Genomic DNA, 26,532 nt, shown 5'->3' with positions numbered 1-26,532 from the left:
CATGCGAACTCATGCGAAAAAGAGAAGAACGGGAAACAAAGCAGCAGTATGATTCCCGAACTCATGCAAAAAAGAGAAGAACGGGAAACAAAGCAGCAGTATGATTCCCGAACTCATGCGAAAAAGAGAAGAACGGGAAACAAAGTAGCAGTATGATTCCTATACTCATAAAAAGTTTAATTAAATTTACTAACTAAATCTACGAAATGAGCTGTTTTCCCATGCCCCTGATACTTGAAATTCTTCGCAAGAATCCTCCAGATTGTTTTTTTAGGAATAATCTTACACCATTTATATATAGAATTCGTAGTAATCTTCTGATCCGGAAACAGCAGTCTAAATACTGCTACATTCCGTAAAATGGCAGACTCCACATCTTCATGGCAACCGCACTCGTTACAGACTAATGTATGTTTATTGTAGGTATTCATAAATGCTTTCCCGGTTCGACATGCAATCCCTTTTTCCAATTGCTCATACCGAAACTCAGGTACCCTGCTAAAAACTGACGTCTGTTTATTCAAAGAAACTAATTTGTGCGCTACTTTAAATTGGCGCCCATCTAATTTGCCTGACTTCATTTTTAATTGGTTCATAAAGCGATTCAGCTGTGGAAAAAAGATCATCTGTGTACTCAGAGGAGCATGATAGAGATAAAATTCGGGGTTAATGAACACAAGGCGGGATTCGATCGGAAGAGTAAAACCAAGATGATGGAGCAAACGTCTGAGCAACGACTCACATCTTTTTAATTGATCCAATGGATCGCTGACTTCATTTCCGGAAACTGTAAACCATTTACCATCTTTGATAATAAAGTCACCATCATAATTTTTCACATCATTTACAAAAATAATCCCATAACCAATCAGCAAAGAATCAATCTGAAAAATCGTGTTGTTGCATTCAAGCAGCAAATCATTGATAGCCAGCCAATCATCGGGCAACTGTGACTCCACCAGCTGATCAAATTGACATTCACCCTCATATCCTTTCTCTAAATTAGAATAATAATATGCATCATTTCTAGTTAATTCCATCCGCAAGTTCAAACTGCGAAACATCAATAATTCTTCTGATTCACAACGCGCCTTCACAACAATCATCGTCCACCTCCAATTTATCTTCATTCTATGAAAAATTACCTATTTTAACAAGAATCGAAATAGTGAACTTTTCCGGAACTAAGCCTTTTTTCTGGAATGTTGCCCCATTCTTTGCTTAAACTAAGAGAAGTGAATAGGAAAAGAGGATTACAATGAAAGTAAAGATCACAAAGCCGTTTACGTTTGAAGCTGGAAAAAGAGCGGTACTTTTATTACATGGATTTACAGGGAATTCTGCCGATGTGCGGATGCTGGGGCGTTTTTTAGAAAAGAAAGGCTATACATGCCATGCCCCACATTATAAAGGCCATGGTGTTCCGCCGGAGGAGCTCGTCCATACAGGCCCTGAGGATTGGTGGAAAGATGTCATAAATGGGTATGAATTTTTAAAAAAGAAGGGCCATAATGAAATAGCGGTAGCCGGACTGTCACTTGGCGGGGTATTTTCTTTAAAATTAGGTTACACTGTTCCTATAAAGGGTATTATTCCTATGTGTGCGCCAATGTATATAAAAAGTGAAGAGGTCATGTATAAAGGTATTCTTGATTATGCCCGGGAATATAAGAAACATGAAGGAAAAACCATTGAGCAAATTGAAGTAGAAATGAGAGACTTTGAAAAGACACCAATGCAAACATTAACAGCACTACAAGCATTAATTGCAGATGTCCGGGACCATGTGGATTTGGTTTATGCTCCGACATTTGTTGTCCAGGCCCGGCAGGATCGGATGATTAACACTGATAGTGCGAACATTATTTACAATCGAGTAGAATCTGATTTTAAAGAAATAAAATGGTATGAACAGTCAGGACATGTTATTACGCTTGATAAAGAACGTGCGCAGCTTCATGAAGATGTTTATGCCTTTTTAGAAAAACTAGATTGGAATGATGACTTATAAGGAGGAATTTATTTGGAAGATGCTATTGAAAAGCATGTTGAAAAGCTTTTACATTATATGAAGGATGAGGCCTATAAACCATTAACTGTTCAAGAGCTTGAACAGGCGTTTGGGATTGAAGACTCCAGTGATTTTAAGGAGTTTGTCAAGGCGCTTGTCCATATGGAGGAAAAAGGGCTTGTTGTTCGGACTAGGAGTAATCGTTACGGCTTACCGGAAAAAATGAATCTAGTACGCGGCAGGCTGATCGGGCATGCGAAAGGATTTGCGTTTGTAGCCCCTGATGAGCCGGGGATGGATGATATTTTTATCCCACCGACGGAAACCAATAATGCGATGCATGGCGATACCGTTATGGTCCGTGTGTCCGGGGAAAGCAATGGGCAGCGCCGTGAAGGAAGCGTGATCCGGATCCTTGAGAGAGGCATCCAGCAAATCGTTGGAACGTATTCAGAAAGCAAGCATTTTGGCTTTGTCATTCCTGATGATAAAAAATTTGCCAGCGATATTTTTATACCAAAATCGGCTTCAAAGGGTGCGGTCGAGGGACATAAGGTTGTAGTTAAGCTGACGACCTACCCGGAAGGGCGAAAAAGTGCAGAAGGCGAAATTGTTGAAATACTAGGCCATAAAAATGATCCTGGCGTAGACATCCTGTCCGTTATTCATAAGCACGGCTTGCCGCTTGGATTCGAGGATGAAGTGCTCAAACAAGCAGAAGACACGCCTGATACGATTGATGAAAGTGAATTGGCTAATCGCCGTGATCTTAGAAATGAGGTCATTGTCACGATTGATGGCGCCGATGCAAAGGATCTCGATGATGCCGTAACGGTGACAAAGCTTGAAAATGGCAATTATAAATTAGGCGTCCATATTGCCGATGTCAGCCATTATGTTAAAGAAGGATCGCCAATCGATCGGGAAGCAGAAGAACGTGGAACAAGCGTTTATTTGGTCGACAGGGTTATTCCGATGATCCCGCACCGACTATCCAACGGAATATGTTCGTTAAATCCAAAGGTGGATCGGTTAACATTGTCTTGCAGCATGGAAATAGATGCTGAAGGTGTCGTGGTTGATCATGATATTTTTCAAAGTGTCATTAAAACGACGGAGCGGATGACTTATTCTGATGTGAATCGAATCCTTGTTGATCACGATGAGGAGACGCGGAATCGCTATGAAGCGATTGTGCCAATGTTTGAATTGATGGAAGAGCTCGCAGCAATTTTACGAAATAAACGGATGAATCGCGGTGCAATTGATTTTGATTTTAAAGAATCGAAGGTACTTGTCGATGAGGATGGGAAACCGACAGATGTCGTACTGCGTGAACGTTCAGTTGCGGAGAAATTGATTGAAGAATTCATGTTGGCCGCCAATGAAACGGTTGCCGAACATTTTCATTGGATGGAGGTACCGTTCATCTACCGAATTCACGAGGAACCAAAGGAAGATAAGCTGCGGAGATTTTTCGAGTTTATCACAAACTTTGGCTATATTGTGAAAGGCACAGCAAATGACGTTCATCCAAGAGCCCTGCAGGAGATCATTGAAGAGGTGCAAGGCAAGCCAGAAGAAATGGTCGTATCAACCGTCATGCTGCGCTCGATGCAGCAGGCAAAGTATTATCCTGAGTGCCTTGGTCATTTTGGATTATCAACAAAGTTTTATACCCACTTTACATCGCCAATCCGCCGTTATCCGGATACGATTGTTCATCGCTTAATTCGGACGTATCTAATCGAAGGAAAGCTTGATGAAACAACGCGGGAAAAATGGAATGCCCGCCTGCCAGAAATCGCTGACCATACATCGAAAATGGAACGCCGCGCTGTCGAGGCTGAGCGTGAAACAGATGAATTGAAGAAAACGGAATACATGGAAGACAAAATTGGCGAAGAATATGACGGGATTATCAGCTCGGTCACCAATTTCGGTCTGTTTGTTGAACTGGCAAATACGATTGAAGGCCTTGTCCATGTCAGTTACATGACTGATGATTACTACCGCTACGATGAACGTCACTATGCGATGATTGGTGAACGGACAGGCAATGTGTTCCGCATTGGAGACGAAATTACGATTCGTGTCGTTAAGGTTAACAAAGATGAAAGAGCCATAGATTTTGAAATCGTTGGGATGAAGGGGACACCTCGCAGAGATCGTCCCACAGTTCCGAAGGTCTTTAAAACAGGCAGCAATGAGAAAAAACCGCGGCGCGGAAAAACGGATGACAACCGGAATAAGCAAGGGGGAACGGCAACGGCCGGTCAAGACGGCAAGCCGAAAAAGAAACGAAAGTATTATGATAATGTTCCAAAAGCAAAAAGCACAAAACGGAAGAAGAAACGTTAAAAGTAATGAAAGAGAGTGACAACGGTCCATCAAAAGATTCGTTTGTTGCCCAACGATGATGTGTGAGAGCCTTATAGTAAGGCTCTCTTTCGGTTTTGACTAAAGTCTGTTAAAATAGAGAGACATAAAAGAGGTGAGATTATGCCAAAGGGTGAAGGAAAGGTTGTTTCACAGAATAAAAAGGCCTACCATGATTATTTTATTGAGGAAACGTATGAAGCGGGGATTGTTTTGCAGGGCACGGAAATAAAGTCAATTCGGGCTGGCAAATGTAATTTAAAAGACTCTTATGCACGAATCCAAAATGGTGAGGCATGGTTATATAGTATGCACATTAGTCCATATGAGCAGGGAAACCGGTTTAACCATGATCCATTGAGGCCGCGGAAACTTTTGCTCCATAACAAGGAAATTGCTAAGCTGTATGGTGAAGCAAAAGAAGCAGGTTTTGCGCTTATACCACTAAAGGTTTATTTGAAGAATGGCTTTGCAAAAGTATTGCTTGGCTTAGCAAAAGGTAAAAAGAATTACGATAAACGTGAGACGTTGAAGAAAAAAGAAGCAAATCGTGAAATTGAGCGTGCGTTTCGTGACCGTCAGAAGATATAGATTCTAGTTAACTTACAAATACTTACAATTGCAATTTACTGTGACTATGTTATAATTACTTATGTCGCAAGGGATTGCGGCGATAACTTAAAGCTCAGCACATCTGAGTTTCCTGAACGTCAAACTTGCCTAATCGGCGGTTGACCATTTTATATGGGGACGCTACGGATTCGACAGGGGTAGTTCGAGCTTAGGTTGCGAGTCGAGGGGATCGGCCTCGTTAAAACGTCAAAGCCAATAACTGGCAAAACACAAAACTCTTTCGCTTTAGCAGCTTAATAGCGCTTTAGCGGTTCCTCCCTCCATTGCCCATGTGGTAGGGTAAGGGACTCACTCTTAGTGGGCTACGCCGGATTCCACCGCCTGAGGATGAAGGAAGAGAACAACCAGGCTAGCTGACCGGCCGCCTGTCGGCAGGCAAAAGGATCAGCGAAGCGCCAATATGTCGACTACACTCGTAGAAGCTTAAGTGCCGATATCTTTGGACGTGGGTTCGATTCCCACCGTCTCCACCAATACATAGGTGGAACAAAATTAATATTCAATAGTGACTTAAAGCATAAGTTTTCCAAAATGGAAGACTTATGCTTTATTTTATTTTAGGATTTATATGGTATAAATAATAAAATACTAATTGAAAAGGGATGTATGGCCTGAAAAAAATTAACAATAATTATCGTATTATAAGTACTCAGTTTGAGGTGAATGTTCATGTATCAACCAGCAAAAGAGGATTCATATGAAATCAGTTTACAAAACATTCAATATTATTCACAGCACATTCATTTAGGTATAGAAATTCTCCTCGTAATAAAAGGAGAAATTAAGGTGACGGTTAATCAAAATTCATACCATTTGGCTGAAAATGACCTTCTGCTTATAAATGCAAATCATGTTCATTCATTTAAAGGGGATAAAGAAAATGTCGTTTTAACATTAAAAATTCCTTTTAGTCTTATCGAGCAGCATTATCAAAATATTCATGACTGTTATTTTGACCTCAATTCATCCAAAGCAGATAACGGACTTTATCTGCTTTTTGATCAAATCCGCCAACTATTGGCAGAAATCTTGATTGCTTATTATCAAAAGAGGGATGGAAGGGAAATCGAGATCTACAGCTTGATATATCAATTTTTGACACTGTTAATCCGTAACTTTAAAACAACCCATTTCGGACGGGATAAGTTGGCTGACACTGAGGATGAAAGAATTTCGGAGATTCTTACGTTTATCGAAAAAAATTACCGCAAACCGATCTCATTAGAGGAAATCGCCAAGCGGCAATATTTATCTTTATACTATTTATCTCGTTATTTCAAGCAGGCCGTTGGCGTCAGTTTTTCACAATACTTAAAACAAGTACGTTTGCGATCAGCTGTCCATGAGCTAATTTACACGAATCATAACATTATGCAAGTTGCGCTAAATAACGGTTTTCCTAATGTAAAAGCCTTTAACAAAGCATTCAAGGATATGTACAATCAAACTCCTGTTGAATACCGCAGCATTCACAAAAATGAGGTGACGGGTCTGCAGGAAATTAATAGTGTTAGTGAACAATTTACATTAGTGAATTCACCCCATTTTTTAATTGAACTAAGTAAGTATATATCGCCGCAAAACCGAAGTTTAACGATAAAAGAATCAGCGACTTCAGCGTTAAACATTGATCTTAAGCAAGATCCAATTCTTATGATGGAAAACACAAATCGCATTCTAGTGATTGGCCGGCTGGACTATTCCCTGAGCGAAGAAGTCCAAGCAGAACTGAAGCTCATCCAGGATTCACTTCAGTTTGACTATATCTATTTCAAGGACTTGTTTTCGATCACGATTGCAAAACCAACACCGCTTTTGCAAAATAATGGGCTATTTTATTTGATTGACGGGTTATTTAGCCGGTTTCAAAAGCTGGGATTAGTTCCATTTATCAGTGTGGAGTTTGAAAAAGAAGTAGCGGGTAACCCTGATTACTTTGTGAAGTTAAATGAGTTTTTGCAGCATAGTGTCAGTTATTTTGGCAAGGAATACGTCGGGAAATGGCAGTTTGAATGGGTATGCTCAGATTGGAATCAAACAGCCGCCTATCACCTTTTTTACGAAACAGTAAAGAAATGGGTTTCCCCTGCAAAAGTCGGTCTTCATCTGCCTTTTTCTTTGGAAAAAGGCTTACCTATTTCTGTTACTGATTTTTTAAAAAATACCACAATGGAATGTGACCATATCTGTTTTACCTGTAATCCCAATGAACAGCTGGATTTTACCGATATGAATAACAGCTCCTTTGAAAGTGTAAAGAATTATGTAAAGAAATCATGTGCGAAATTGAAAGCAGCGCTGCAGATAGCAGGCATGGCAGGAATTCCGATCTATCTGACGAATTGGAATACGCTTTACGGAAATACATTAAATTTAAGTGGAAGTTTTTTTCGTTCAGCTCTTATTTTTAAAGATATGCTGGATGCAATGAAGGAAATTTCAGGTTTGGGATTCTGGATCGATACTGACTGTTTAGAAAAAAATAATGGCGATCATGAAATGATTGGAATGAATGGAATTTCCCTTCTTTATTATTATCAACTGAAACGCCCGGCTTTTTTCAACATTCAATTTGCTACAAAGATAGGCTCAAAAATAATGGCTGAAGGAGAAGACTTTTTACTAACCAGCAGTGAACATGGATACCAATTAGCTATCTATAACAGCGCCTATGTAAATCCTTCGTACTCAGTCGAGAATTTCTTTTTGCGCTCCTTAACAAAGGAAAAGAAAATCGTGATTTCAGGGTTGCCGTCCGGTCATTATCAGATTCGCAGGCATATCCTTGACCGAGATAACGGTGCAATCTTTTTTAATTGGTTAAATTTTGACAACCAGGATATTTATGACGAAGAAATTATTACTTATCTAAAGCAGCGAACCTGCCCTGATTTGCAGATTTATAGGGAAAAAATTGAGTCAGAGCTCTTTTTACAATCTACCCTGACGATAAATGCGGTTCATCTCTTTGAAATTCAGCCATTAAGTTAAAAATTAATGGCCCTTTTTTGTTGTATGATCTGGTAGAAAAATGAAAGTGGGCAAATGAAGAGACGTCTTTCGACAATATTTGCACTTCCCTTTTCACCAAAAAAATTTATAATAAAGTAGGAAAACGTTTTCAAAAAACATTTTTCATGAAGGGAGCCTTTATTTGTCTGTTTCGTTTAAAAGTATAAATGAGTAACGATTGCAGAAAAAATTTTACAAAAACTTGAAAGCGATTACAATGGTTACTAATTTATACCGGAAGATTTTTAAAGGAAAAATACTTGTATAAAAAAGGAGGAAGTTAGTTTTGGGCAATAAGGTTTTAGAGGATTTTTTAACGCCACGGTTAAATGAACTACGGGAACAAGGCCTTTACAATGTGATTGATACACTTGAAGGACCAAATGGCCCTAAAGTAAAGATCAACGGCAAATCACTCATCAACATGTCTTCCAATAACTATCTCGGTCTGGCAAATCATGAAAGACTGAAACAAAAGGCAATGGAAGCCATTCAGCAGTATGGTGTTGGTGCCGGTGCAGTTCGTACCATTAATGGAACCATTAACATTCATAATGAATTAGAAAAAAGAATAGCTGATTTAAAACATACAGAAGCAGCTATCGCTTTCCAATCCGGATTTAATTGTAATATGGGTGCTATTTCAGCTGTTATGACAAAGAAAGACGCAATTATATCGGATGAATTGAATCATGCTTCCATTATTGATGGCTGCCGCTTATCTGGTGCAAAAATTCTTCGTGCGAAGCATCAGGATATGGACGATTTACGCCGCGTAGCGAAAGAAGCAACAGAAAGTGGAAACTATGAAAAAGTAATGTATATCACAGATGGTGTCTTTTCAATGGATGGGGATGTGGCAAAGCTTCCTGAAATCGTTGAGATTGCTGAAGAGTTTGGATTAATTACCTATGTAGATGATGCGCATGGATCTGGTGTAATGGGTAAAGGTGCAGGTACAGTTAAACATTTTGGTCTTTCAGACAAGATCGATTTCCAGATTGGGACTCTTTCTAAAGCCATTGGTGTAGTTGGCGGATATGTTGCCGGTACACAGCAATTGATTGATTGGTTAAAAGTTCGTGCTCGTCCATTCCTTTTTTCAACATCCATGACACCAGGTGATGCCGCCGCATGTATTGAAGCAATCGGTATGATGATGGAATCAACAGATTTAGTTGAAAAACTTTGGGAAAACGGAAAATATCTTAAAGAAGGCTTGAAAAACTTAGGCTTTAATATTGGACATTCTGAAACACCTATTACGCCGTGTATCATTGGTGAGGAAAATTTAACACAACAATTCTCGCGCCGTCTAATGGAAGAAGGTGTCTATGCCAAATCGATCACTTTCCCTACCGTACCAAAAGGAACCGGAAGAGTGAGGAATATGCCAACTGCAGCCCATACAAAAGAAATGTTGGATGAAGCTCTGTTGATTTATGGAAAAATAGGCAAAGAATTAGAGATTATCTAAACTATGAAAGTAGTATTTCCATAGTTTTAAAAAAACATCCTTTTAAAAGGTTTAGTCTTCTACAGAACTTGTTAACAACGAACCTAGGAGGTATTAGGCGGAATGAAAAAAATACTTATAACGGGTTGTTTGGGCCAAATTGGTTCCGAATTAACTATGCGTCTTAGAGAAATCTACGGAACAGAGAACGTAATTGCAACAGATATTCGCCATGTAGAAAAGAACATTGTAATTGAAAGCGGTCCATTTGAAATATTAGACGTAATGGATTATGAATCCATGTTGGGACTCGCAAAAAAATATGAAGTAGATACATTCATTCATTTAGCAGCTTTATTGTCAGCTGTAGCAGAAAAGAAAACAAAGTTGGCATGGGATTTAAATATGGGCGGCTTGGTGAATGCACTTGAGGTAGCACGTGAACTAAATCTAAAATTTTTCACACCTAGCTCAATCGGTTCTTTTGGACCTAGCACACCGGCCAATTTTACTCCACAAGACACAATTCAACGACCTGCAACAATGTATGGTGTTACCAAAGTAGCCGGTGAATTACTGTGCGACTACTATTTCACAAAATTTGGCGTCGATACTCGCGGAGTTCGCTTCCCGGGACTGATTTCGTATAAAACTCTGCCAGGCGGCGGAACAACGGATTACGCAGTTGATATCTATTATGAAGCACTAAAAAACAAAAAGTATACGTCATTCATTGGAAAGGGCACTTACATGGATATGATGTATATGCCTGATGCAATCGAAGCGATCATTAAATTAATGGAAGCCGACCCTTCGAGATTGAAACATCGTAACGCATTTAACATTACTGCCATGAGTTTTGAACCTGAGGAAATAGCTGCTTCTATCAGAAAGTTTATTCCGGAGTTCGAAATGGACTATGATGTTGATCCTATACGTCAAAGTATAGCCGACTCTTGGCCAAACAGCTTGGACGCATCTGCTGCGTATCAAGAATGGGATTTTGACCCAAAATATGATTTAGACAGCATGACTAAAGATATGTTAGAAAATTTATCAGAGAAATTAGGAATTCCTTTCAGAGAACTTGCCCTGGCCATAGAACAAGACTGAAGAGAATCCCTCATGTGACAACAAGCTCCATTACGGATAACCATTTAGAGGATGGTTTCGTAATTGAACTAAATTGATGAAATTGGAAATTCAATACAGACGCTTACCTGATATAGCGGGTAAGTGTCTGGAACAGGGCCTAACTGAATAGACCTATTTTTATAAGACAAAATTCCTATTTAATTCTAATAATCAAATAAAGGAATCTTTACCTCTAACTCTATCTCTATTATAATAGTTCCGTGCGAAAAAAACAATTGTATTTTTAAGGAGGACTACACCATTGTAAATGCTTGAAATTTCATGCCTCATTTTGTACATGCCCTCATTAACTTTTATTAGTTCTACCATTAACTGTTTCGATTTCAAGAGGAGGAAATATATATGCCAAAAGAAGAATTGAAAAGAGGCTTGTCGAGCCGTCATATACAAATGATAGCCGTAGGCGGTACGATAGGCGTAGGTTTATTCATGGGTTCAAAAAGCACAATTTCCTGGACGGGCCCATCAGTTATGTTGGCTTATGCAATCGTAGGTGTCTTTATCTTTTTAATTATGCGTGCCATGGGAGAAATGCTATATGTAGAGCCGAGCACAGGTTCCTTTGCAACATTTGGTAACAAATATATTCACCCATTAGCGGGGTATTTAACTGCATGGAGTAACTGGTTCCAATGGGTAATTGTTGGTATGTCTGAAATTATTGCTGTTGGTACGTACATGCAATACTGGTTCCCGCATCTTCCTACTTGGATTCCAGGTTTAGTTGCAATGGTTATACTTGCAGCAGCGAATTTAGTTTCTGTTAAATCATTTGGTGAATTTGAATTTTGGTTTGCACTTATTAAAATTGTTACGATTGGATTAATGATTGTTGCTGGATTTGGTCTGATTTTCTTCGGATTGGGCAACGGCCATGCAATCGGTTTATCAAACCTCTGGAAAAACGGCGGTTTCTTTACAGGTGGTTTTAAAGGCTTCTTCTTTGCCCTGGCACTGGTTATTGGGGCTTACCAAGGGGTTGAGCTAGTTGGGATTACAGCAGGAGAAGCAAAAGATCCGCAAACAACCTTAGTAAAAGCAATTCAAAGTCTGATCGGCCGTATTTTGATTTTCTATATTGGAGCAATTTTTGTTATTGTAACTGTTTATCCTTGGGATCAATTGGGAGATATCGGAAGCCCGTTTGTAGCCACTTTTGCGAAAATTGGAATTACAGCAGCAGCCGGTATTATTAACTTCGTTGTTATCACAGCTGCCCTTTCTGGGTGTAATAGCGGAATTTACAGTGCAGGACGTATGCTTTATACATTGGGAGCAAATGGACAAGGTCCAAAGTTTTTTGCAAAAATAACAAAAAATGGCGTACCGCTGGTTGGTACTCTTGGTGTGGTAGTTGGTCTTTTATTAGGAGTAATTTTAAGTTACCTTGCACCTAAAAATTTATTCGTATATGTATATGCTGCAAGTGTACTCCCTGGTATGATTCCTTGGTTTGTAATTCTGATCAGCCATTTCCAATTCAGAAAGACTCAAGGATCTGCAATGGATAGCCATCCGTTCAAAATGCCTTTTGCCCCGGTTTCAAACTATTTGACAATCGGTTTCCTAGTGATGGTTTTAGTTGGTATGTGGTTTAACGATGACACTCGTGTATCTCTTATTGCGGGGATTGTTTTCTTAGGTCTGATGACAGTAAGCTATTATGCATTTGGAATCAACAAGCGCATCCCGACAGATGCCGAAAAGGACAAAGAAATAGCCTAATACAAAAATCCAAAAATAGGGATAAAACTTAGTTTATCCCTATTTTTTTATGTTGAAGCCAAGGGGACGGTTCTCTTGCTTCCAAATGTAATATGAAAAAGTTTAATTTTTATCCTACGTGGGCACTATCTTGATTTTAATAAAAGGATTTAGTTGACTTTAATGAAGTCAATTATATGACAACTATTTTACCGCGGCGTATAATTAATATCAGCCATGTAGTATCCATGAAAGACAAAGGCGATACGGCGATTATTGTCATCGAGGTCGATGGAAAATTTTATGATTACAAAATAGAAGAGTAGTTCTTTCTATTTCCCCGAAAAGAGTAAGGAGATTAGGGGGAGGGAGGCTTCCCATAAATTGAATTACAGCTTTGGAAATTGCCTTTTTTCTATGTTTGGGATCGTATTTGATGGATTGAATAAATCGGTTAAAAATTAATGGTTATTTTTTGTTGTTTGTATGCAAGGAAAAGTGGAAGTAAGCAAATGAAAGGAAAACTTTCAACAATGATTGGGATGCTGTCTCCATTTCAAAAATTTATAATGATGGTAGAAAATATTTTCAGAAGAAATGGCGGAAGGAGCCTTAGTCAGTTTCCGTGTTTCTAAAAATACCTGAATGGATATAATACGGAGGGCGGTTTGCATGCATGCATAGATGTATGTATGCGAACTTCCGTGTGAAGGGAGTAATGAGCATGTCTTTTACGAGTTTACAGGGACTAATTGAACTTGCAGAAAAAGAAAATACAAAGATTTTTGAGTTGATGATAAAAACAGAAACAGAACAAAGGGGTTATTCGAGGCAGATACTCCTTGATAAAATGGCTGAGCAATTTACGGTAATGGAGGAAGCAGTCCGCAAAGGGACAAGCAGCGATGTTATGTCCCGTACCGGCTTAACTGGAGGAGATGGACACCGTCTTTACCAATACGCCCAAACGGGGAATTCTTTTGTCAATCCAACATCATTGATGGTTACGGCAAATGCGCTCGCTGTATCAGAAGTAAACGCAGCAATGGGGCGGATTGTTGCAACACCAACAGCCGGGTCTGCAGGTATTTTACCTGCTGTTCTTGTGCACGCCCTTGACAGTGGAAGATTTACAAGGGAACAGATTGTGCAGTCAATGTTCACTGCTTCAGCTCTTGGCTTGGTGATTGCGAATAAGGCATCTATTTCAGGCGCTGCCGGCGGCTGCCAAGCCGAAGTCGGATCAGCGACAGCGATGGCGGCAGGCACTCTTGTGGAGCTTGCCGGTGGAACACCAATGCAGGTAGGAAATGCAGTCGGTATCGCGTTAAAAAATTCACTGGGCTTGGTTTGTGACCCGGTTGCCGGACTGGTTGAAATTCCATGTATCATTCGTAACGGATTACATGCGCTTACTGCTCAAGCGGCAGCAGACATGGCTCTAGCTGGAGTAAATAGCATCATTCCACCAGATGAAGTCATTCAGGTGATGCATGAAGTTGGACAGCAAATGCCCGAATCACTAAGAGAAACAGGAACGGGCGGCCTAGCTGGAACCCCGACTGGCAAAAAAATAAAAGAAAAGATTTTTGGCGGAGTGGGCAGCAATGCCTGTGCACCGGCAAAATATCAAAGTGCATATGAAATTATCGGTCCAGTAATGGTGGGGCCTTCCAGCTCCCATACAGCAGGAGCGGTAAGAATTGGCAATATCGCCCGCCAGCTTTTAAACGAAAAACCACTCTTTGCGAAATTCTCGCTGATGGGCTCTTTTGCCGAAACCTATCAGGGGCACGGAACAGACTTAGCTCTGTTAGCAGGTGTTCTTGGGTTAGCCACAATGGATGACAATATTCCGAACGCGAAAAAAGTAGCAGAAGAAACTGGGTTACAATATGAATTTACGAAGCGGGTTCTTGGAAGCTACCACCCGAATACGGTTCTGATTGAACTGGCAGGGGAAACGAAAAGAATTAAAGTGTTAGCCAGCTCTTTAGGTGGTGGTAAAGTAGAGGTCCAGGAATTTGAGGATTATCCATTAAAATTTAGCGGTGAACGTCCAACCATTGTTATCCGCCATACAGACCGAAAAGGGGTCATTGCTGAATTATCGGAGATTCTCCAGGAAAATGGATTAAACATCGCCCGAATGGCAAATGAGCGTTCAAAAATCAATGGTCCAGCAATCACGGTTTTTGAAGTTGACAATCAAATCGAAGAAAATCTCTTAGACTTGCTAAAAAAAGAGATTCCAATTATTGATGAAATTCTTTTGGTGCAAACCATTTAAGCATTTTTCAATGGCAGGATCTAGCCGCTTCGTTACTATCTGAAAGACCAGCAGAAAAATTGCTGGTCTTTTTTTAAAAAAAAAATCAGCATTTTTTTTATATTATTCCTACGACTATTATTGTATTAAAAAAGGGTGGTAAAGCCGACAAAGGTTAGAATAATCAAGACGCAGCGATCATCGATTCAATTATTTCCTTAGCACATTCTTTAGATTTTCGGGTTGTCGCGGAAGGTGTTGTGGATGAAAGACAGTTGCAAATTTTAACAAGTAAAAATTGTGATGAGATTCAGGGCTTTTGCTTAGCTAAACCAATGTCATCTAGTTATTTCCCACAATTTTTGGATGAGATAACTGAAAGGGGTCACTAAATTTGTTAGCGACTCCTTTCATTTTAATGTGTGTGGATGTATGCAAAAAAAAAAGAACCAGCCAAGGGCCGGTCCAAAAAGGGGTCTTAAAAAAGGGGGGTTAGTTAGTTAGGATTACAACTGAACCTGTTTTTAGTCTAATAGATGGATATTAACAAAATATGAATAAAGAATGAAGTTTGTAGTAAAAGTATTAGAATTTAGAGCTCTGAACATAGATCACGGTCTTACTTCGACGCACAGGAAGTGTGCTTTCACTTTTCTAATTTTGGGCTATTTTTTAAGGTTTCTGTCATCATGCAGGTAAGAAACGAAATAAGTATAAAAAAAGTACCGGCCATCTGTACGGCCGGTAAAGATTATATTTATGGGGGTCAAGTTAATAGGCTTGCAACCTACGATTATCATACATAACAGATATGAACAAACTATGAATAAAATGAAAAATTTCATAAATTATTTGCAATCACATTCAGGAAATTCTAGTTGGAATTTGGATTTAACAATAGCGAAAGCAAAGATTTAAAGTATAATGATAGTAGAATATTTAAGGGGGTGTGGGTTCTTGTGAGTCATCCACTACAAAACTTGGGTAATACTTTTAATTTAGACCATTTAGTAACAATATTTAACTACTTAGAGGATATGGTTTTTTTAATAGATGTGGAAGAAAATGATAAATTCCGATGTCTTGAGGTCAATCCCGCTTATCTTAAAGGGACCGGATTACAGTTACATCAAATAAAGAATAAACGAATTGAAGAAATATTTTGTGCTGATGAAGCAGCGGGAGTTAATGAAAATTATCTCAAAGCTATTTTTAATAAACAATCATTAACATTTGAAGAGAATTTGATTATTAATCACATCGATAAAACATTTGAAACAACAATTATCCCAATTTTTATAGAGGATCAACAGGATTGTCGATACATATTAGGTGTTTCAAGAGATATTAGCGATCGGAAAACATACGAAAGAACACTTCTTGAGGCAAAAAGTGAACTGGAATCGATTATCAAGCAGCAGCAGGCTCTTATTCTTAGGATTGAAAAAGAAAATGAAGACTTTTATCATACCTTAAGTGAAGGGCGATTATTCAATCAACTGGGACTCACTTCTAATGATTTAATTGGAAAACGTCCAGAGGACATGTTTCCCAAAGAAATTGCTGCTATTGTCACCCATCATTATCAGCTTTGTTGGGAGTCACAGGAAAAGGTAATCTTTGAATTTTTCGATCCAACCAAACAGTATGAGGTCTATTGGCTGACTGTGGTTAGTCCGATTATTGAAAACGGGCAGACAACCTCCTTACTGGTTTATGCGGTTGATATTCTTGACCGTAAAAAATCGGAAGAATCGATGATGCAAACTGAAAAGCTGGCTTTGATTGGGGAATTAGCTGCCGGGATTGGTCATGAGCTTCGTAACCCACTTACAGCAATAAAGGGCTTCATCCAATTGATGAGGGAAAATAAACAGACAGTCAAGGATGAATTTCTGGATGTCATTGATGCAGAGCTAGAAAGCTTAAACCATATAGCTGGTGAGTTAATGATTTTAGCAAAACCTCAAGTCCAGAATTTCAGTGAATTAAATGTGATCCAGTTATTAAATGAAGTTGTGTTTTTACTGGAGCCAGAGGCCTTTAGACAAGGTATAAAAGTAACAAAGAAATTTGAGTCCCAATTCGCGCCAGTTTATGGAGAAAAGTACCAGCTGAAACAGGTGTTTATTAATCTCATCAAAAATGCGCTGGATGCCCTTAATGGCCGATCAAATGAAGAAATTACTATTAAATGTGAGCTATTAACAACTGAGACAATCGTGACGATCTCTGATAATGGCTGTGGTATTCCAAAAGAAATTCTTGATAAAATCGGAGAACCATTTTATACAACAAAGGAAAAGGGGAATGGATTAGGCCTGCTCGTATCCTATCGGATTATAAAGAATCATAATGGAACGATCGAATGCACAAGCGAAGAGGGAAATGGCACTTCATTTATCATCCATTTTCCGAATAGTTCTGAAAATACCTAAAAGCAGTATAAAGAAGGAACTTTTCAAACGGATGGTTCTTTCTTTGCTTTGGATATAATTGAGAATAGAAATTGTAAAAAGTCAGTTAGGTTTGTTTTATATTGATACAAATTGAAAATAATGAGGTTGATAATACTATATGATTAATAAAATCCTCCAAAGCAGTGGGTTTAAACGAATTGTCATATTTGCTTTAATGATTCTTGTTTTATATCTGCTTAGAGATATGATCAACTTGATTTTGCTTACGTTTATTTTTACGTTTCTCATGGACCGGTTAGTGAAATTTGTTTCGGAGCGTATTCCATTAAATCGAAGGCTAGTTGTTGTTATTCTATATGCTGTCATAGTTGGTTTGTTTTCGTGGGCAATGGTCAATTATTTACCAATGATTATTAGAGAAATCAAAGACTTAATTAAACAGCTTTCCGCTTTTTACACAGCTAAACATGATAATATCATTTTGACCTATATCTTCAATCGGATTGCAAAAATCCAAGTACAAACTTACTTTGAACAGGGTTTCACCTATGTCATCAGATACTTTACTGATATTAGTCGGATCGGATTGCAAATTCTGCTTGCGTTACTTCTAAGCTTATTTTGTTTGTTGGAAAAACCGAGCTTGATCAAGTTTACGAGGAAGTTTAAAACGAGTAAGGTTGCCTCTATTTACAATGAACTTGAATTTTTTGCACAGAAATTTGCCGGAACGTTTGGTAAGGTAATTGAAGCACAATTGATTATTGCGCTTGTCAACTGCACACTGACAACCATTTCATTGTGGATATTAGGATTTCCGCAGCTGGGCGGGTTATCAATCATGATTTTCCTATTGGGGCTCATCCCAGTGGCAGGTGTTATCTTATCGTTAATTCCGTTGGCGGTTATTGCTTACAGTATCGGCGGCTTTATAAAGGTTCTATATATCGGGATTGCCATTTTAATTATTCACGGAATTGAAGCCTATATTCTGAACCCAAATTTAATGTCATCGAAAACAAACCTGCCTGTTTTTTACACGTTCATTATTTTGATTTTTTCAGAGCACTTTTTTGGTGTGTGGGGATTGATTGTCGGCATACCGATTTTTGTTTTTCTTTTAGATGTTTTAGAAGTAACCGAGCATAAGAAAAAGGAGTAGTTAACTTAATAGAAAAACCAATGGAGGTACTACGATGGGCGAATGCAAGCTAAATCATTCACAAGAAGATGTCCAAAATAAATATGAAGCACAGTCTGAGTTCTTACCTGACGATTTAAAGGAATTATTCACAGCGTTTTTTCAAAAACAACATACGCAGGATTTGTTAAATGAGATCTTTCATCTATTAAAAAAATATGATCTAGCTTCAGGTGAAGAACAAAAAGAAAGAAATAACCGAATGTATCTTCTTCTTCAAAATATATAATAAAAAGGCAGCCTTGTGGATTGGAGGGCTGCCTTTCTTGATTCATAAAATTACCCAACCTTGGTAAAAATACTAAGGGATATTTCCTAAAAACGATCTCTGAAAAAAAGTTATTAATGGTATGATTGAATTTGGTGAAGAAGATGATTGTCGGGGAGACAAGTTGTCGTGTCCCTTTAAAAACAAGGTAAGGTGAAGGACTAGATGATATACAAACGTATTATCGGCTATCTGTTTCTCTCCCTTTTATTAGTGGGTCAAGCCGGTTGTCAGCCTAAAGTGGGCCCGATAAAAACGAAGCAGGCCGTTTCTGCACATTTTGAACAAGCATCTGTAAAGGAATCCGTCCAAGCTAAAATAAAAAACTATTTGCTTGCCAAGAATATTAATGGAAATATCGCTATTATAAAGGATGGGAAAGTGATTTTTAACGAAGGAGTCGGGTATGCCAATTTTCAAACGGGTCAGTTAAATAAAAAATTAACGACCTATCCAATTGGCTCGATCACAAAGTCGATTGTGGCGACATCTATTATGCAACTGCAGGAAAAAGGCATGCTGAACATTCAAGATCCTGTTGCAAAATATCTGCCCGGCTTTCCAAATGGAAATAATATTAAGCTAGTTCATTTATTAAATCACACATCAGGGATTCGTTCTCCTCTTTTCCATTTTCAGAAGAAGACACCTGAAGCTTTCATAAAGGGGGTTGAAAATCGCTCTGTCCAGTTTCCTGCAGGAACCAAATGGAATTATAAGGACGCGAACTATGTCATCCTTGGCTCAATTGTTGAAAAGGTAACAGGGATATCCCTGCATCAGTATATTCAAAAGAACATTTTTGCAAAAGCAGGGATGCAACATTCAGGATTTATTACAAAAAAGAATCCCGTTCCATATACGTCTGTGGGCTATATACGGAATAAGGACCAGAAGCTTTCAATCAAGGGGATTAAGGGAATTAAAAGCCAAACCTTATTTGGGTATGCCGATATTTACTCAACAGCATATGATCTTTGTATGTATGATACGGCATTAATGAACGGGAAGCTGGTTTCTAAGAAAAGCTTGCAACAAATCCTAACACCAGGTTCCGAGTCAGGCTATGGGCTGGGACTTTACAATTTTGATTACGCTGTGCACAGCCGTGGTGTCATTGGCGGCTGGGAATCTCTCCATGTTTATTATAAGGATAAAACAACGATTACTGTCCTGTTAAATGTTCGTGATAAAAGCATGGACATTCATCAGGTTAGTAAGGATCTGTTTCAGATATTAGATGCAGACACAGCAAATCCCCGCTTTCATAAAGTGGGGATTGGAGACGCTTATTCCCAAGGTCTGCTGGTTGTAAGATAACTAGCCAATTCTTTACTGCTTTTTCGATGCAATTTCCTGTACTCAGCCCGGTCTTTTCCAGTTTCATGCAGTTTCTTTTCTTCTACCGTTTCCGGAATGATTTTCGGTACTTTTGTCGGCTTTCCATCATCATCCAGGGCTACAAAGGTTAAAAAAGCTGTCGCAGCAATCCTCCGGAGACCGGTTCTCATATTTTCAGCAATGATTTTGACGAAGACCTCCATTGATGAGGATCCGGTCCAGGTCACAAATGATTCACAGCATACAGAATCCTGTGGTGTGATCGGGCAAAGAAAATCAACTGAGTCCGTTGAGGCGGTAACCACCTCTGCCCTTGAATGTCTTTGTGCTGAAATGGATGCAATGATATCCATATCACTCATTAATTTACCGCCAAACATTGTGTTATGGTTATTTACATCATTAGGAAATATTCTGCTCGTCCGAATGACTCTTGATTCCTTACATGTTTTTGCTTCCAACTGTAATCCCTCCATACTTAAAGAATAGCCTATGATGATGAAAAACCGCAAATATTTCTCCTATTTTGAGCTTTAAATTGGAAAGCTAAACAGACTGGAATAATGTGAGCGAAAATTAATTGTCCTCATTACCGTTGGTATCATCTGGAGGACATTGATTGGTCTGGGTACACGAAAAAGAGGAATTGTCTCCAAAGTTAAAACAGCCGCCGCAGAATTTTGAATTGGCAGTATGACTGTTTTGAAGAGTTGCTTCAAAATTAATATTGGCATTGTTTGAGAGTGAGTTTACAGTAAAATGACCAATATTGATGGAGTATTCCATAAAAAACACCTTCCTTCGTATATTTTATTAGTGTCATTGGTTTCGGATATGGTCTATCACCTAACCAGCAATGATTTGGGCAGGATAGCCCTGCTTTTGGCATAAAATAGCCTGAATACGAGTAGAATAGCGGTAGAATTAAAGCGCTTGCCCCGAGTTTGTGGTACATTACATATAGGTAAGTGAGACGGGAGGTTTGCATAATGAGTCTGCAAAAACAGATTATGGAAGACTTACATATTAACCCTGAGATTAACCCGAAAGATGAAATTCGGAAACGCATTGATTTTTTGAAAGGTTACCTTTTAAAAACAAATGCAAAAGGCTTTGTATTGGGAATTAGCGGCGGACAAGATTCTTCTTTGGCAGGCAGACTTGCTCAGCTGGCAGTTGAAGAGTTGCGCGGGGATAGTCATGATGTGTTATTTATCGCTGTCCGGCTTCCTTATGGTGTCCAACATGATGAAGAGGATGCGCAAGCGTCATTAGCCTTTATTAAAGCGGACCGGGAATACATTTATAATGTAAAGGAACCTGTTGATGCGGTTCAAAACGAATATAATCGCATTGCCCAAGGGGAACCGTTACGCGATTATCATAAAGGGAATGTGAAGGCAAGAATGCGAATGATTGCCCAGTATGCAATCGGCGGAATGGAAGGTCTTCTCGTAGTCGGAACTGATCACGCTGCTGAAGCGGTTACCGGATTTTATACCAAGTACGGTGATGGCGGAGCGGATATTCTGCCATTGTCCGGCTTAACGAAACGGCAGGGAAAAGCTCTTCTTAAAGAGCTAGGTGCAGAAGACCGGATTTATTTAAAGATTCCAACTGCTGATTTGCTTGATCAAAAGCCCGGTCAGGCAGACGAAACAGAGCTGGGCATTTCCTATGATGTTCTTGATGACTATCTTGAAGGGAAAGCTGTTCCAGCAGAAGCGGCTGCAAAAATTGAGCAGCGGTATCTAGCAACTGAACATAAGCGGAGAATGCCGGCGACGGTGTTTGACAGCTGGTGGAAATAATGGTTCGTTTAACGAGGAGGCATGGCCTTCCTCGTTTTTTTTTGTTAGAAAGTATTCACAACATTTAGATAAAAAAGATAGGATTTTTAGCTATAATTGGAAAAAAGACAATGAATCTGAAAAGGAGGGGAAGAAAGTGAAAACCTCATTAACGGAAGGGAAATTTTTGATGCTTACAGTTGGAGCAATCTTTTTGTTAATGGCGCTTTACATTTTCCAACCTCAATTATACCAGTACTATAATCCGAAAGATTTTTTAGGAATTCATATGATCTTAGAGTTTTTTAGTATTTCAATCTCGGCGACAATCTTTTTATATGGTTTAAAAAGCTTTGGTACGACGAGATCAAGCAAAATGCTCTACCTTTCGTTTATTTTCTTCCTCATTGGTACAATCGACTTGCTGCATACACTTTCCTTTAAAGGTATGCCTCACTTTATCACGGATAGCTCGATTGCAAAAGCGACATGGTTTTGGGTGATTGCCAGAGTAATGGAGTCTGTTTTTATGCTGGTATTAATCATTTTCCCTAATCGAAAACTGAAAAGAGATTATCGGGGATTGGTGTTTGTGTCCGCAGTCACCCTTGCATTCCTTGCAGCAACCTTCGTTTTTCACTATGAAAAGAGTCTCCCCCTGCTTGTAATCGAAGGAACGGGAACCACTTTTCTGAAAAATGTGATTGAGTATAGTGTTAGTTTTCTGCAATTCCTCTCGATCATCATCATGCTCTATCAATATTTCATCGAAAAAGAAGGAGAAAAACTGTCGATAACGTTAGCTTTTGTCTTTTTGTTGTTCTCAGAGCTGATTTTTACAACCTATCAAAGTGTTTATGATCTTGAAAACCTCACAGGCCACCTTTTTAAAGCAATCGGCTACTATTTTATTCTAAAAAGTTTTTACTTTACTGAACCAATATCTGAAATTGATAAATTAACGCAATTGGTCTCCGAACACCCCGGCTTTATTTTTAAATTAGAGGTAAGGAGAAATGACTGTATTTGTACCTTTTGTGAAGGAGAACTTTTAGCTAATCTTGGTTACGCTTCGAAGGAGGTAATCCCGAATGCACCGCAAAAAGATATTTTTAAAATCTTAGGTCATTCTGTTGAGGATTATTGTTTATCGAAAGGAACCACGCAGGATCATAAAATATTCAAGATCAATTACAAGAATAAAACCTTGCTCGTATCCGTTAAACGATTGTCTGCATCTGAAGGGATACGGACGATAATAGGAACTGTTATGGAACTGCATTCTATTCAAAACACAGAAGCGTATGTAATCGAAACCAAACAAGCTGACAGTATTAGAACAGAAAACATATCACAATTTCTTTATTAACATACGAAAAACCTATCAGTTGTCTGATAGGTTTTTCAAATCGTACCTAATGCGATATACATAGTGGGAATCCGATTGTTTTTCCAAAAAAAATGAGTGCCAATTGTCCTAGGCACTCGTAAAATATATTATTATGGAGGTTAATTAAGGGTTGAGCAAGATCATCAAACCTTATACTACAAAAATGAAATGAGTAGATAGTGAGTGAGTTTTCACTTCGTTTATCTCCTCGTTTGTTCCTACATTTATATCCTACGGAAAAAGATTGAAGATGTTATGAAGAACTTGTGGGGAATTTGTGAAGACGAAAACAGAACATAGGTTGGAATGGTATAGTAATGGTGAGGGGTGGTCAAAAATGCAGAAAATTTTAATCGTTGATGATGAAAAAAGGATAACTGAAGTCCTTGAGGCCTACCTTGTAAGAGAAGGATATGAAATACATACTGCTGATAATGGGATTGATGCTTTGAAAAAAGCGAAGTCGTTAAGCCCCGATTTAATGATTCTTGACTTAATGCTGCCGGATATTTCCGGGGAGGAAGTATGCCGTTTGGTTAGAAAGGATTCAGATCTTCCTATCCTAATGCTGACCGCTAAATCTTCAGAGGATGATCGAATCAATGGAATCGTAATGGGTGCCGACGATTATGTTACAAAACCATTTAGTCCGCGCGAAGTGGTTGTCCGTGTCCAAGCCATTTTAAGACGAGTAAAGAAGTCAGAAAAAATTGACCGCCTAGAATTTAATGAAAAACAATTGGTCGTTGATTTAGATAAAAAGGAAGTAACTGTCAACGGACAGTATGTAAATTTAACGCCCATTGAGTATAAGCTGTTAACCAATATGGCGACAAATCCTGGACGAGTATACAGCAGGATGGATTTACTTGAAAAAATCCAGAATGAAGGGATGTTCTATGAAGGGTACGAAAGAAGCGTTGATACCCATATAAAAAACCTTCGTAAAAAAATCGAGATTGATCCAAAACAGCCTTCCATTATCCTGACAGTCTTTGGGATGGGTTATAAATTTGGAGGGGTCTTGAATGCTGCAAACACTCCGGTCTAGAATTTTATTTTACTTTTTAATCGTATCTTTAATTGGGATTTTGTCATTAAGCATATTTATCCAATATGGATTTAATTCCAGCTTTAAAAGCTACTTAGACCATAATCGGGAGAAGAAGATTGAACGGGTTATCGGTGAAGTCCAAAAGGATTATAAGCAGAACGGTCTTTTCTCAAGTGACCCAATCTACGGGATCTTGCACGAGTATGCGATGTCCGATCAGCTTTATTTTCAGCTTTTTGATCAGATGGATCATCTGCAAATGGATTCATCAAGAATCAGAGGGATGATGAATAGCCTCGGATTAACGGAGCCTGTTACAAAAGGGGAGCAGTGGCTCTCCAAAACATATATTCTAAAGGTGGATAACATAGTCATTGGTAAATTAACGGCAATCTACCCTGAAGGATTGATTGACGATGAATATACGTTTTTACAAACCATTCAATTATACATTTATGCCTCTGTTTGTTTGACGATTGTGCTGGCAGTTATCTTCAGTTTGATTTTTTCAAAAAAGCTAACCTCAGGGCTAAAAAAGCTCTCCTTTGCAACAAAAGAATTAAGACAGCATAACTTGAACATCCGGATTCCGTTATCAGGTCTGCCAACAGAAGTGAAGGAGTTGGCAATATCCTTTAATAAATTAGCTGAATCGTTGGCAAAGGAAGAAATGCTTAGAAAGCAATTTACGGGTGATTTAGCCCATGAGCTGCGGACACCGCTTGCTACATTAAGAAGCCAAATTGAAGCCTTTCAGGACGAGATTTGGGAACCAACACCGCAGCGGCTCCAGCAATGTCATGAAGAATTAATGCGGCTTGTTCGGTTCGTTAATGAAATGGAAAAGCTGTTAGCTGCAGAGAATCCACAAATTAGGCTTGAAAAGGTGGACTTAGAAGCAGGGGGTGTTGTTACAGCTTTATGGGAAATGTTTATACCCCTATGTAAGCAGAAGGGCGTTGATTTATTGTTACGGGAGCCGCTTCAGGAGGAGTGGTTTAAAGCTGATAAAGACCGCTTAATGCAAGTTCTAACAAATGTTCTTAATAATGCATTGAAATATACACCCGAAGGGAAAAGTGTGACACTGTCCGTTTTGTCGGAAGAGGATGATTATGTTGGGTTTATGATTGAAGATGAGGGACCTGGAATCAGTGAAGATGATATTCCCCATATTTTCGAGCGCTTTTACCGCGGTGACAAGTCGCGTGATCGTAAAACGGGTGGAGTCGGCATCGGTCTATCCATTGTAAAAGCCTTAATGGATGCCCATAATGGTGTTATCAAGGTAAAAAGTAAGCTAAACAAAGGAACCAGCATGATTCTGTGGTTCCCAAAAGAAGAGAGTATTTAAATAGTTTCATAGTGTATTAAAGGAAAACTGCGGCTCAAAATCGGGCCGCATTTTTTCAGTATTCTTATGTTGTCAAGAGAACATCGGTTTCTTAACCGGTAAGCCCTCATCATTTGAAATAATCAATGACAAATTCTTTAAACTGTTTTACTGCGGGTGACAGGTACCTTCCTTCAACCCACGCGATCCCAATTGCCCGTTCACATTTAGGCCAACGTACACGAATTCGAGCTATTTTACTGCGGTCTAAATCTTTGATATCAGGTATTATGGAAACACCAAGCCCGGAAGCGACGAGCCCGGCTATAGTATGCAGTTCTTCTCCTTCAAACACAATTCTGGGAACAATGTCAGCTTTAAGGAATAATTGGTCAGTAATTTGCCGAAGGGCATTTCTTTTTTTTACTAAGATAAAGCTCTCATCCCTAATCTCATCTAACATAATGCTTTCACGGTGTTCTAACGGGTGTCCGGCTGGTACGATCACAAAGAGTTCCTCACTCCATAGTTTGACCCACTGAACCTCCAACTTTGTTTCAGGAGGTGTAATCAAACACAGATCAAATTCCCCCAACTCGATCTGTTTAATTAGCATGTAAGAGTTATTTTGATTAAGTTGAAATTTCATTTTTGGATAGTGACTGCGAAAAGCTCCAATTAAATTTGGTATGATTTCCGGGCCAAGCGTATGCAGGAATCCAAGTGATACCACACCATATTCCGGATCAAGCAAATCTTTCAGTTCCTGTTTTCCTTCTTGGAATTCTTTTATCATGCGATTGACCCGATTTAAAAAAAGCTGGCCATAGTGATTTAAGATAATCGATCGACCTCGCCTTTCAAATAAAGGGACACCTAGTTCGGCTTCCAATCGGGCAATAGACCGGCTTAGAGCGGGTTGCGAGATAGACAAGATCTCTGCAGCATGTGTCATGTGCTGTACACGGGCAACGGTTTGAAAATATTCTAATTGATTCCACTCCACCTTCGGACACTCCTTGTTTGCCTTGACTGTGATTCATAACTGTCATGCATGAAAATGATGAAAATAATAAATTGGACACATCTGTTTGTTAGCCTTTATGATAAACCATG

General features: G+C 39.0%; 20 protein-coding genes, 1 other RNA gene and 1 pseudogene. 18 read left to right on the top strand and 4 right to left on the bottom strand.

The window, feature by feature from the left end:
• Positions 1–176: 176 nt before the first annotated feature.
• A complete protein-coding gene (locus tag JN080_RS07240) occupies positions 177–1,106 on the bottom strand; it encodes a nuclease-related domain-containing protein (protein ID WP_256235255.1) in 930 nt (309 codons plus the stop codon).
• Between the two features lie 152 nt (positions 1,107–1,258).
• Here JN080_RS07240 and JN080_RS07235 point away from each other — a divergent pair, with 152 nt between their 5' ends.
• The 14 genes and pseudogenes from JN080_RS07235 (at position 1,259) to JN080_RS07170 (ending at position 19,828) form a co-directional block, all read left to right on the top strand.
• Entirely contained in the window at positions 1,259–2,011 is a 753-nt protein-coding gene (locus JN080_RS07235; protein ID WP_256235253.1) for an alpha/beta hydrolase, read from the top strand.
• 57 nt (positions 2,012–2,068) lie between these two features.
• A complete protein-coding gene (gene rnr / locus JN080_RS07230; protein ID WP_375141599.1) occupies positions 2,069–4,372 on the top strand; it encodes a ribonuclease R in 2,304 nt (767 codons plus the stop codon).
• A gap of 141 nt (positions 4,373–4,513) precedes the next feature.
• Positions 4,514–4,981, top strand: coding sequence for an SsrA-binding protein SmpB (smpB, locus tag JN080_RS07225; protein WP_256235251.1), 468 nt, complete (start codon positions 4,514–4,516; stop codon positions 4,979–4,981).
• Positions 4,982–5,136: 155 nt separating this feature from the next.
• Positions 5,137–5,496: a transfer-messenger RNA gene (gene ssrA / locus JN080_RS07220) on the top strand.
• A 196-nt stretch (positions 5,497–5,692) separates the two neighbouring features.
• On the top strand, positions 5,693–8,014 hold the full coding sequence (locus JN080_RS07215) for a helix-turn-helix domain-containing protein (protein ID WP_256235250.1): 2,322 nt from the start codon (positions 5,693–5,695) through the stop codon (positions 8,012–8,014).
• Between the two features lie 307 nt (positions 8,015–8,321).
• Positions 8,322–9,512 (top strand): glycine C-acetyltransferase, encoded by a 1,191-nt coding sequence (locus JN080_RS07210; RefSeq protein WP_256235249.1) that lies wholly within the window; start codon positions 8,322–8,324, stop codon positions 9,510–9,512.
• A gap of 102 nt (positions 9,513–9,614) precedes the next feature.
• Positions 9,615–10,604 carry an L-threonine 3-dehydrogenase gene (locus tag JN080_RS07205; RefSeq protein WP_256235248.1) on the top strand — a complete coding sequence of 330 codons (990 nt, stop codon included), beginning with the start codon at positions 9,615–9,617 and terminating at the stop codon, positions 10,602–10,604.
• Positions 10,605–10,988: 384 nt separating this feature from the next.
• Positions 10,989–12,371 (top strand): amino acid permease, encoded by a 1,383-nt coding sequence (locus JN080_RS07200; RefSeq protein ID WP_256235247.1) that lies wholly within the window; start codon positions 10,989–10,991, stop codon positions 12,369–12,371.
• 703 nt (positions 12,372–13,074) lie between these two features.
• On the top strand, positions 13,075–14,640 hold the full coding sequence (sdaAA, locus tag JN080_RS29620; RefSeq protein ID WP_309144664.1) for an L-serine ammonia-lyase, iron-sulfur-dependent, subunit alpha: 1,566 nt from the start codon (positions 13,075–13,077) through the stop codon (positions 14,638–14,640).
• Between the two features lie 173 nt (positions 14,641–14,813).
• Positions 14,814–15,011 (top strand): annotated as a pseudogene (locus JN080_RS29795) (EAL domain-containing protein); the annotation flags it as partial.
• A 567-nt stretch (positions 15,012–15,578) separates the two neighbouring features.
• Positions 15,579–17,057, top strand: a complete 1,479-nt coding sequence (locus tag JN080_RS07185; protein WP_256235246.1) for an ATP-binding protein — start codon at positions 15,579–15,581, stop codon at positions 17,055–17,057.
• A 139-nt stretch (positions 17,058–17,196) separates the two neighbouring features.
• Entirely contained in the window at positions 17,197–18,201 is a 1,005-nt protein-coding gene (locus JN080_RS07180) for an AI-2E family transporter (protein WP_256235245.1), read from the top strand.
• 34 nt (positions 18,202–18,235) lie between these two features.
• Positions 18,236–18,469, top strand: a complete 234-nt coding sequence (locus JN080_RS07175) for a group-specific protein (RefSeq protein ID WP_256235244.1) — start codon at positions 18,236–18,238, stop codon at positions 18,467–18,469.
• Between the two features lie 204 nt (positions 18,470–18,673).
• A complete protein-coding gene (locus JN080_RS07170) occupies positions 18,674–19,828 on the top strand; it encodes a serine hydrolase domain-containing protein (RefSeq protein WP_256235243.1) in 1,155 nt (384 codons plus the stop codon).
• On the opposite strand, the gene JN080_RS07165 is transcribed toward JN080_RS07170, so the two are convergent.
• The gene (locus JN080_RS07165; protein ID WP_375141598.1) at positions 19,798–20,325 is read right to left on the bottom strand and encodes an acyl-CoA thioesterase; all 528 of its coding nucleotides are present in this window, start codon (positions 20,323–20,325) and stop codon (positions 19,798–19,800) included. The genes JN080_RS07170 and JN080_RS07165 overlap by 31 nt on opposite strands.
• Positions 20,326–20,425: 100 nt before the next feature.
• On the bottom strand, positions 20,426–20,635 hold the full coding sequence (locus JN080_RS07160; protein ID WP_256235241.1) for a spore germination protein: 210 nt from the start codon (positions 20,633–20,635) through the stop codon (positions 20,426–20,428).
• 203 nt (positions 20,636–20,838) lie between these two features.
• On the opposite strand from JN080_RS07160, the gene nadE reads away from it, so the two are divergent.
• The 4 genes from nadE to JN080_RS07140 all read left to right on the top strand — a co-directional run bounded on the left by nadE (position 20,839) and on the right by JN080_RS07140 (position 25,437).
• Positions 20,839–21,660 (top strand): ammonia-dependent NAD(+) synthetase, encoded by an 822-nt coding sequence (nadE, locus tag JN080_RS07155; RefSeq protein ID WP_256235240.1) that lies wholly within the window; start codon positions 20,839–20,841, stop codon positions 21,658–21,660.
• 136 nt (positions 21,661–21,796) lie between these two features.
• Positions 21,797–23,008, top strand: a complete 1,212-nt coding sequence (locus JN080_RS07150) for a membrane-associated sensor domain-containing protein (protein WP_256235239.1) — start codon at positions 21,797–21,799, stop codon at positions 23,006–23,008.
• A 358-nt stretch (positions 23,009–23,366) separates the two neighbouring features.
• Positions 23,367–24,080 carry a response regulator transcription factor gene (locus tag JN080_RS07145; RefSeq protein WP_256235238.1) on the top strand — a complete coding sequence of 238 codons (714 nt, stop codon included), beginning with the start codon at positions 23,367–23,369 and terminating at the stop codon, positions 24,078–24,080.
• A complete protein-coding gene (locus tag JN080_RS07140) occupies positions 24,058–25,437 on the top strand; it encodes a HAMP domain-containing sensor histidine kinase (RefSeq protein WP_256235237.1) in 1,380 nt (459 codons plus the stop codon). The genes JN080_RS07145 and JN080_RS07140 overlap by 23 nt, the downstream gene beginning before the upstream one ends.
• A 109-nt stretch (positions 25,438–25,546) precedes the next feature.
• Here JN080_RS07140 and JN080_RS07135 read toward each other — a convergent pair whose 3' ends face one another.
• On the bottom strand, positions 25,547–26,422 hold the full coding sequence (locus JN080_RS07135; RefSeq protein WP_256235236.1) for a LysR family transcriptional regulator: 876 nt from the start codon (positions 26,420–26,422) through the stop codon (positions 25,547–25,549).
• Positions 26,423–26,532 lie beyond the last annotated feature (110 nt).

The sequence above is a fragment of the Bacillus sp. EB600 genome, from assembly GCF_024494385.1.
In the GTDB taxonomy this organism is placed as follows: Bacteria; Bacillota; Bacilli; order Bacillales; family Cytobacillaceae; genus JAEVLT01.
The sequence above is the reverse complement of the archived record's forward strand: the minus strand, read 5'-3'. Positions and strand labels throughout refer to the sequence as shown.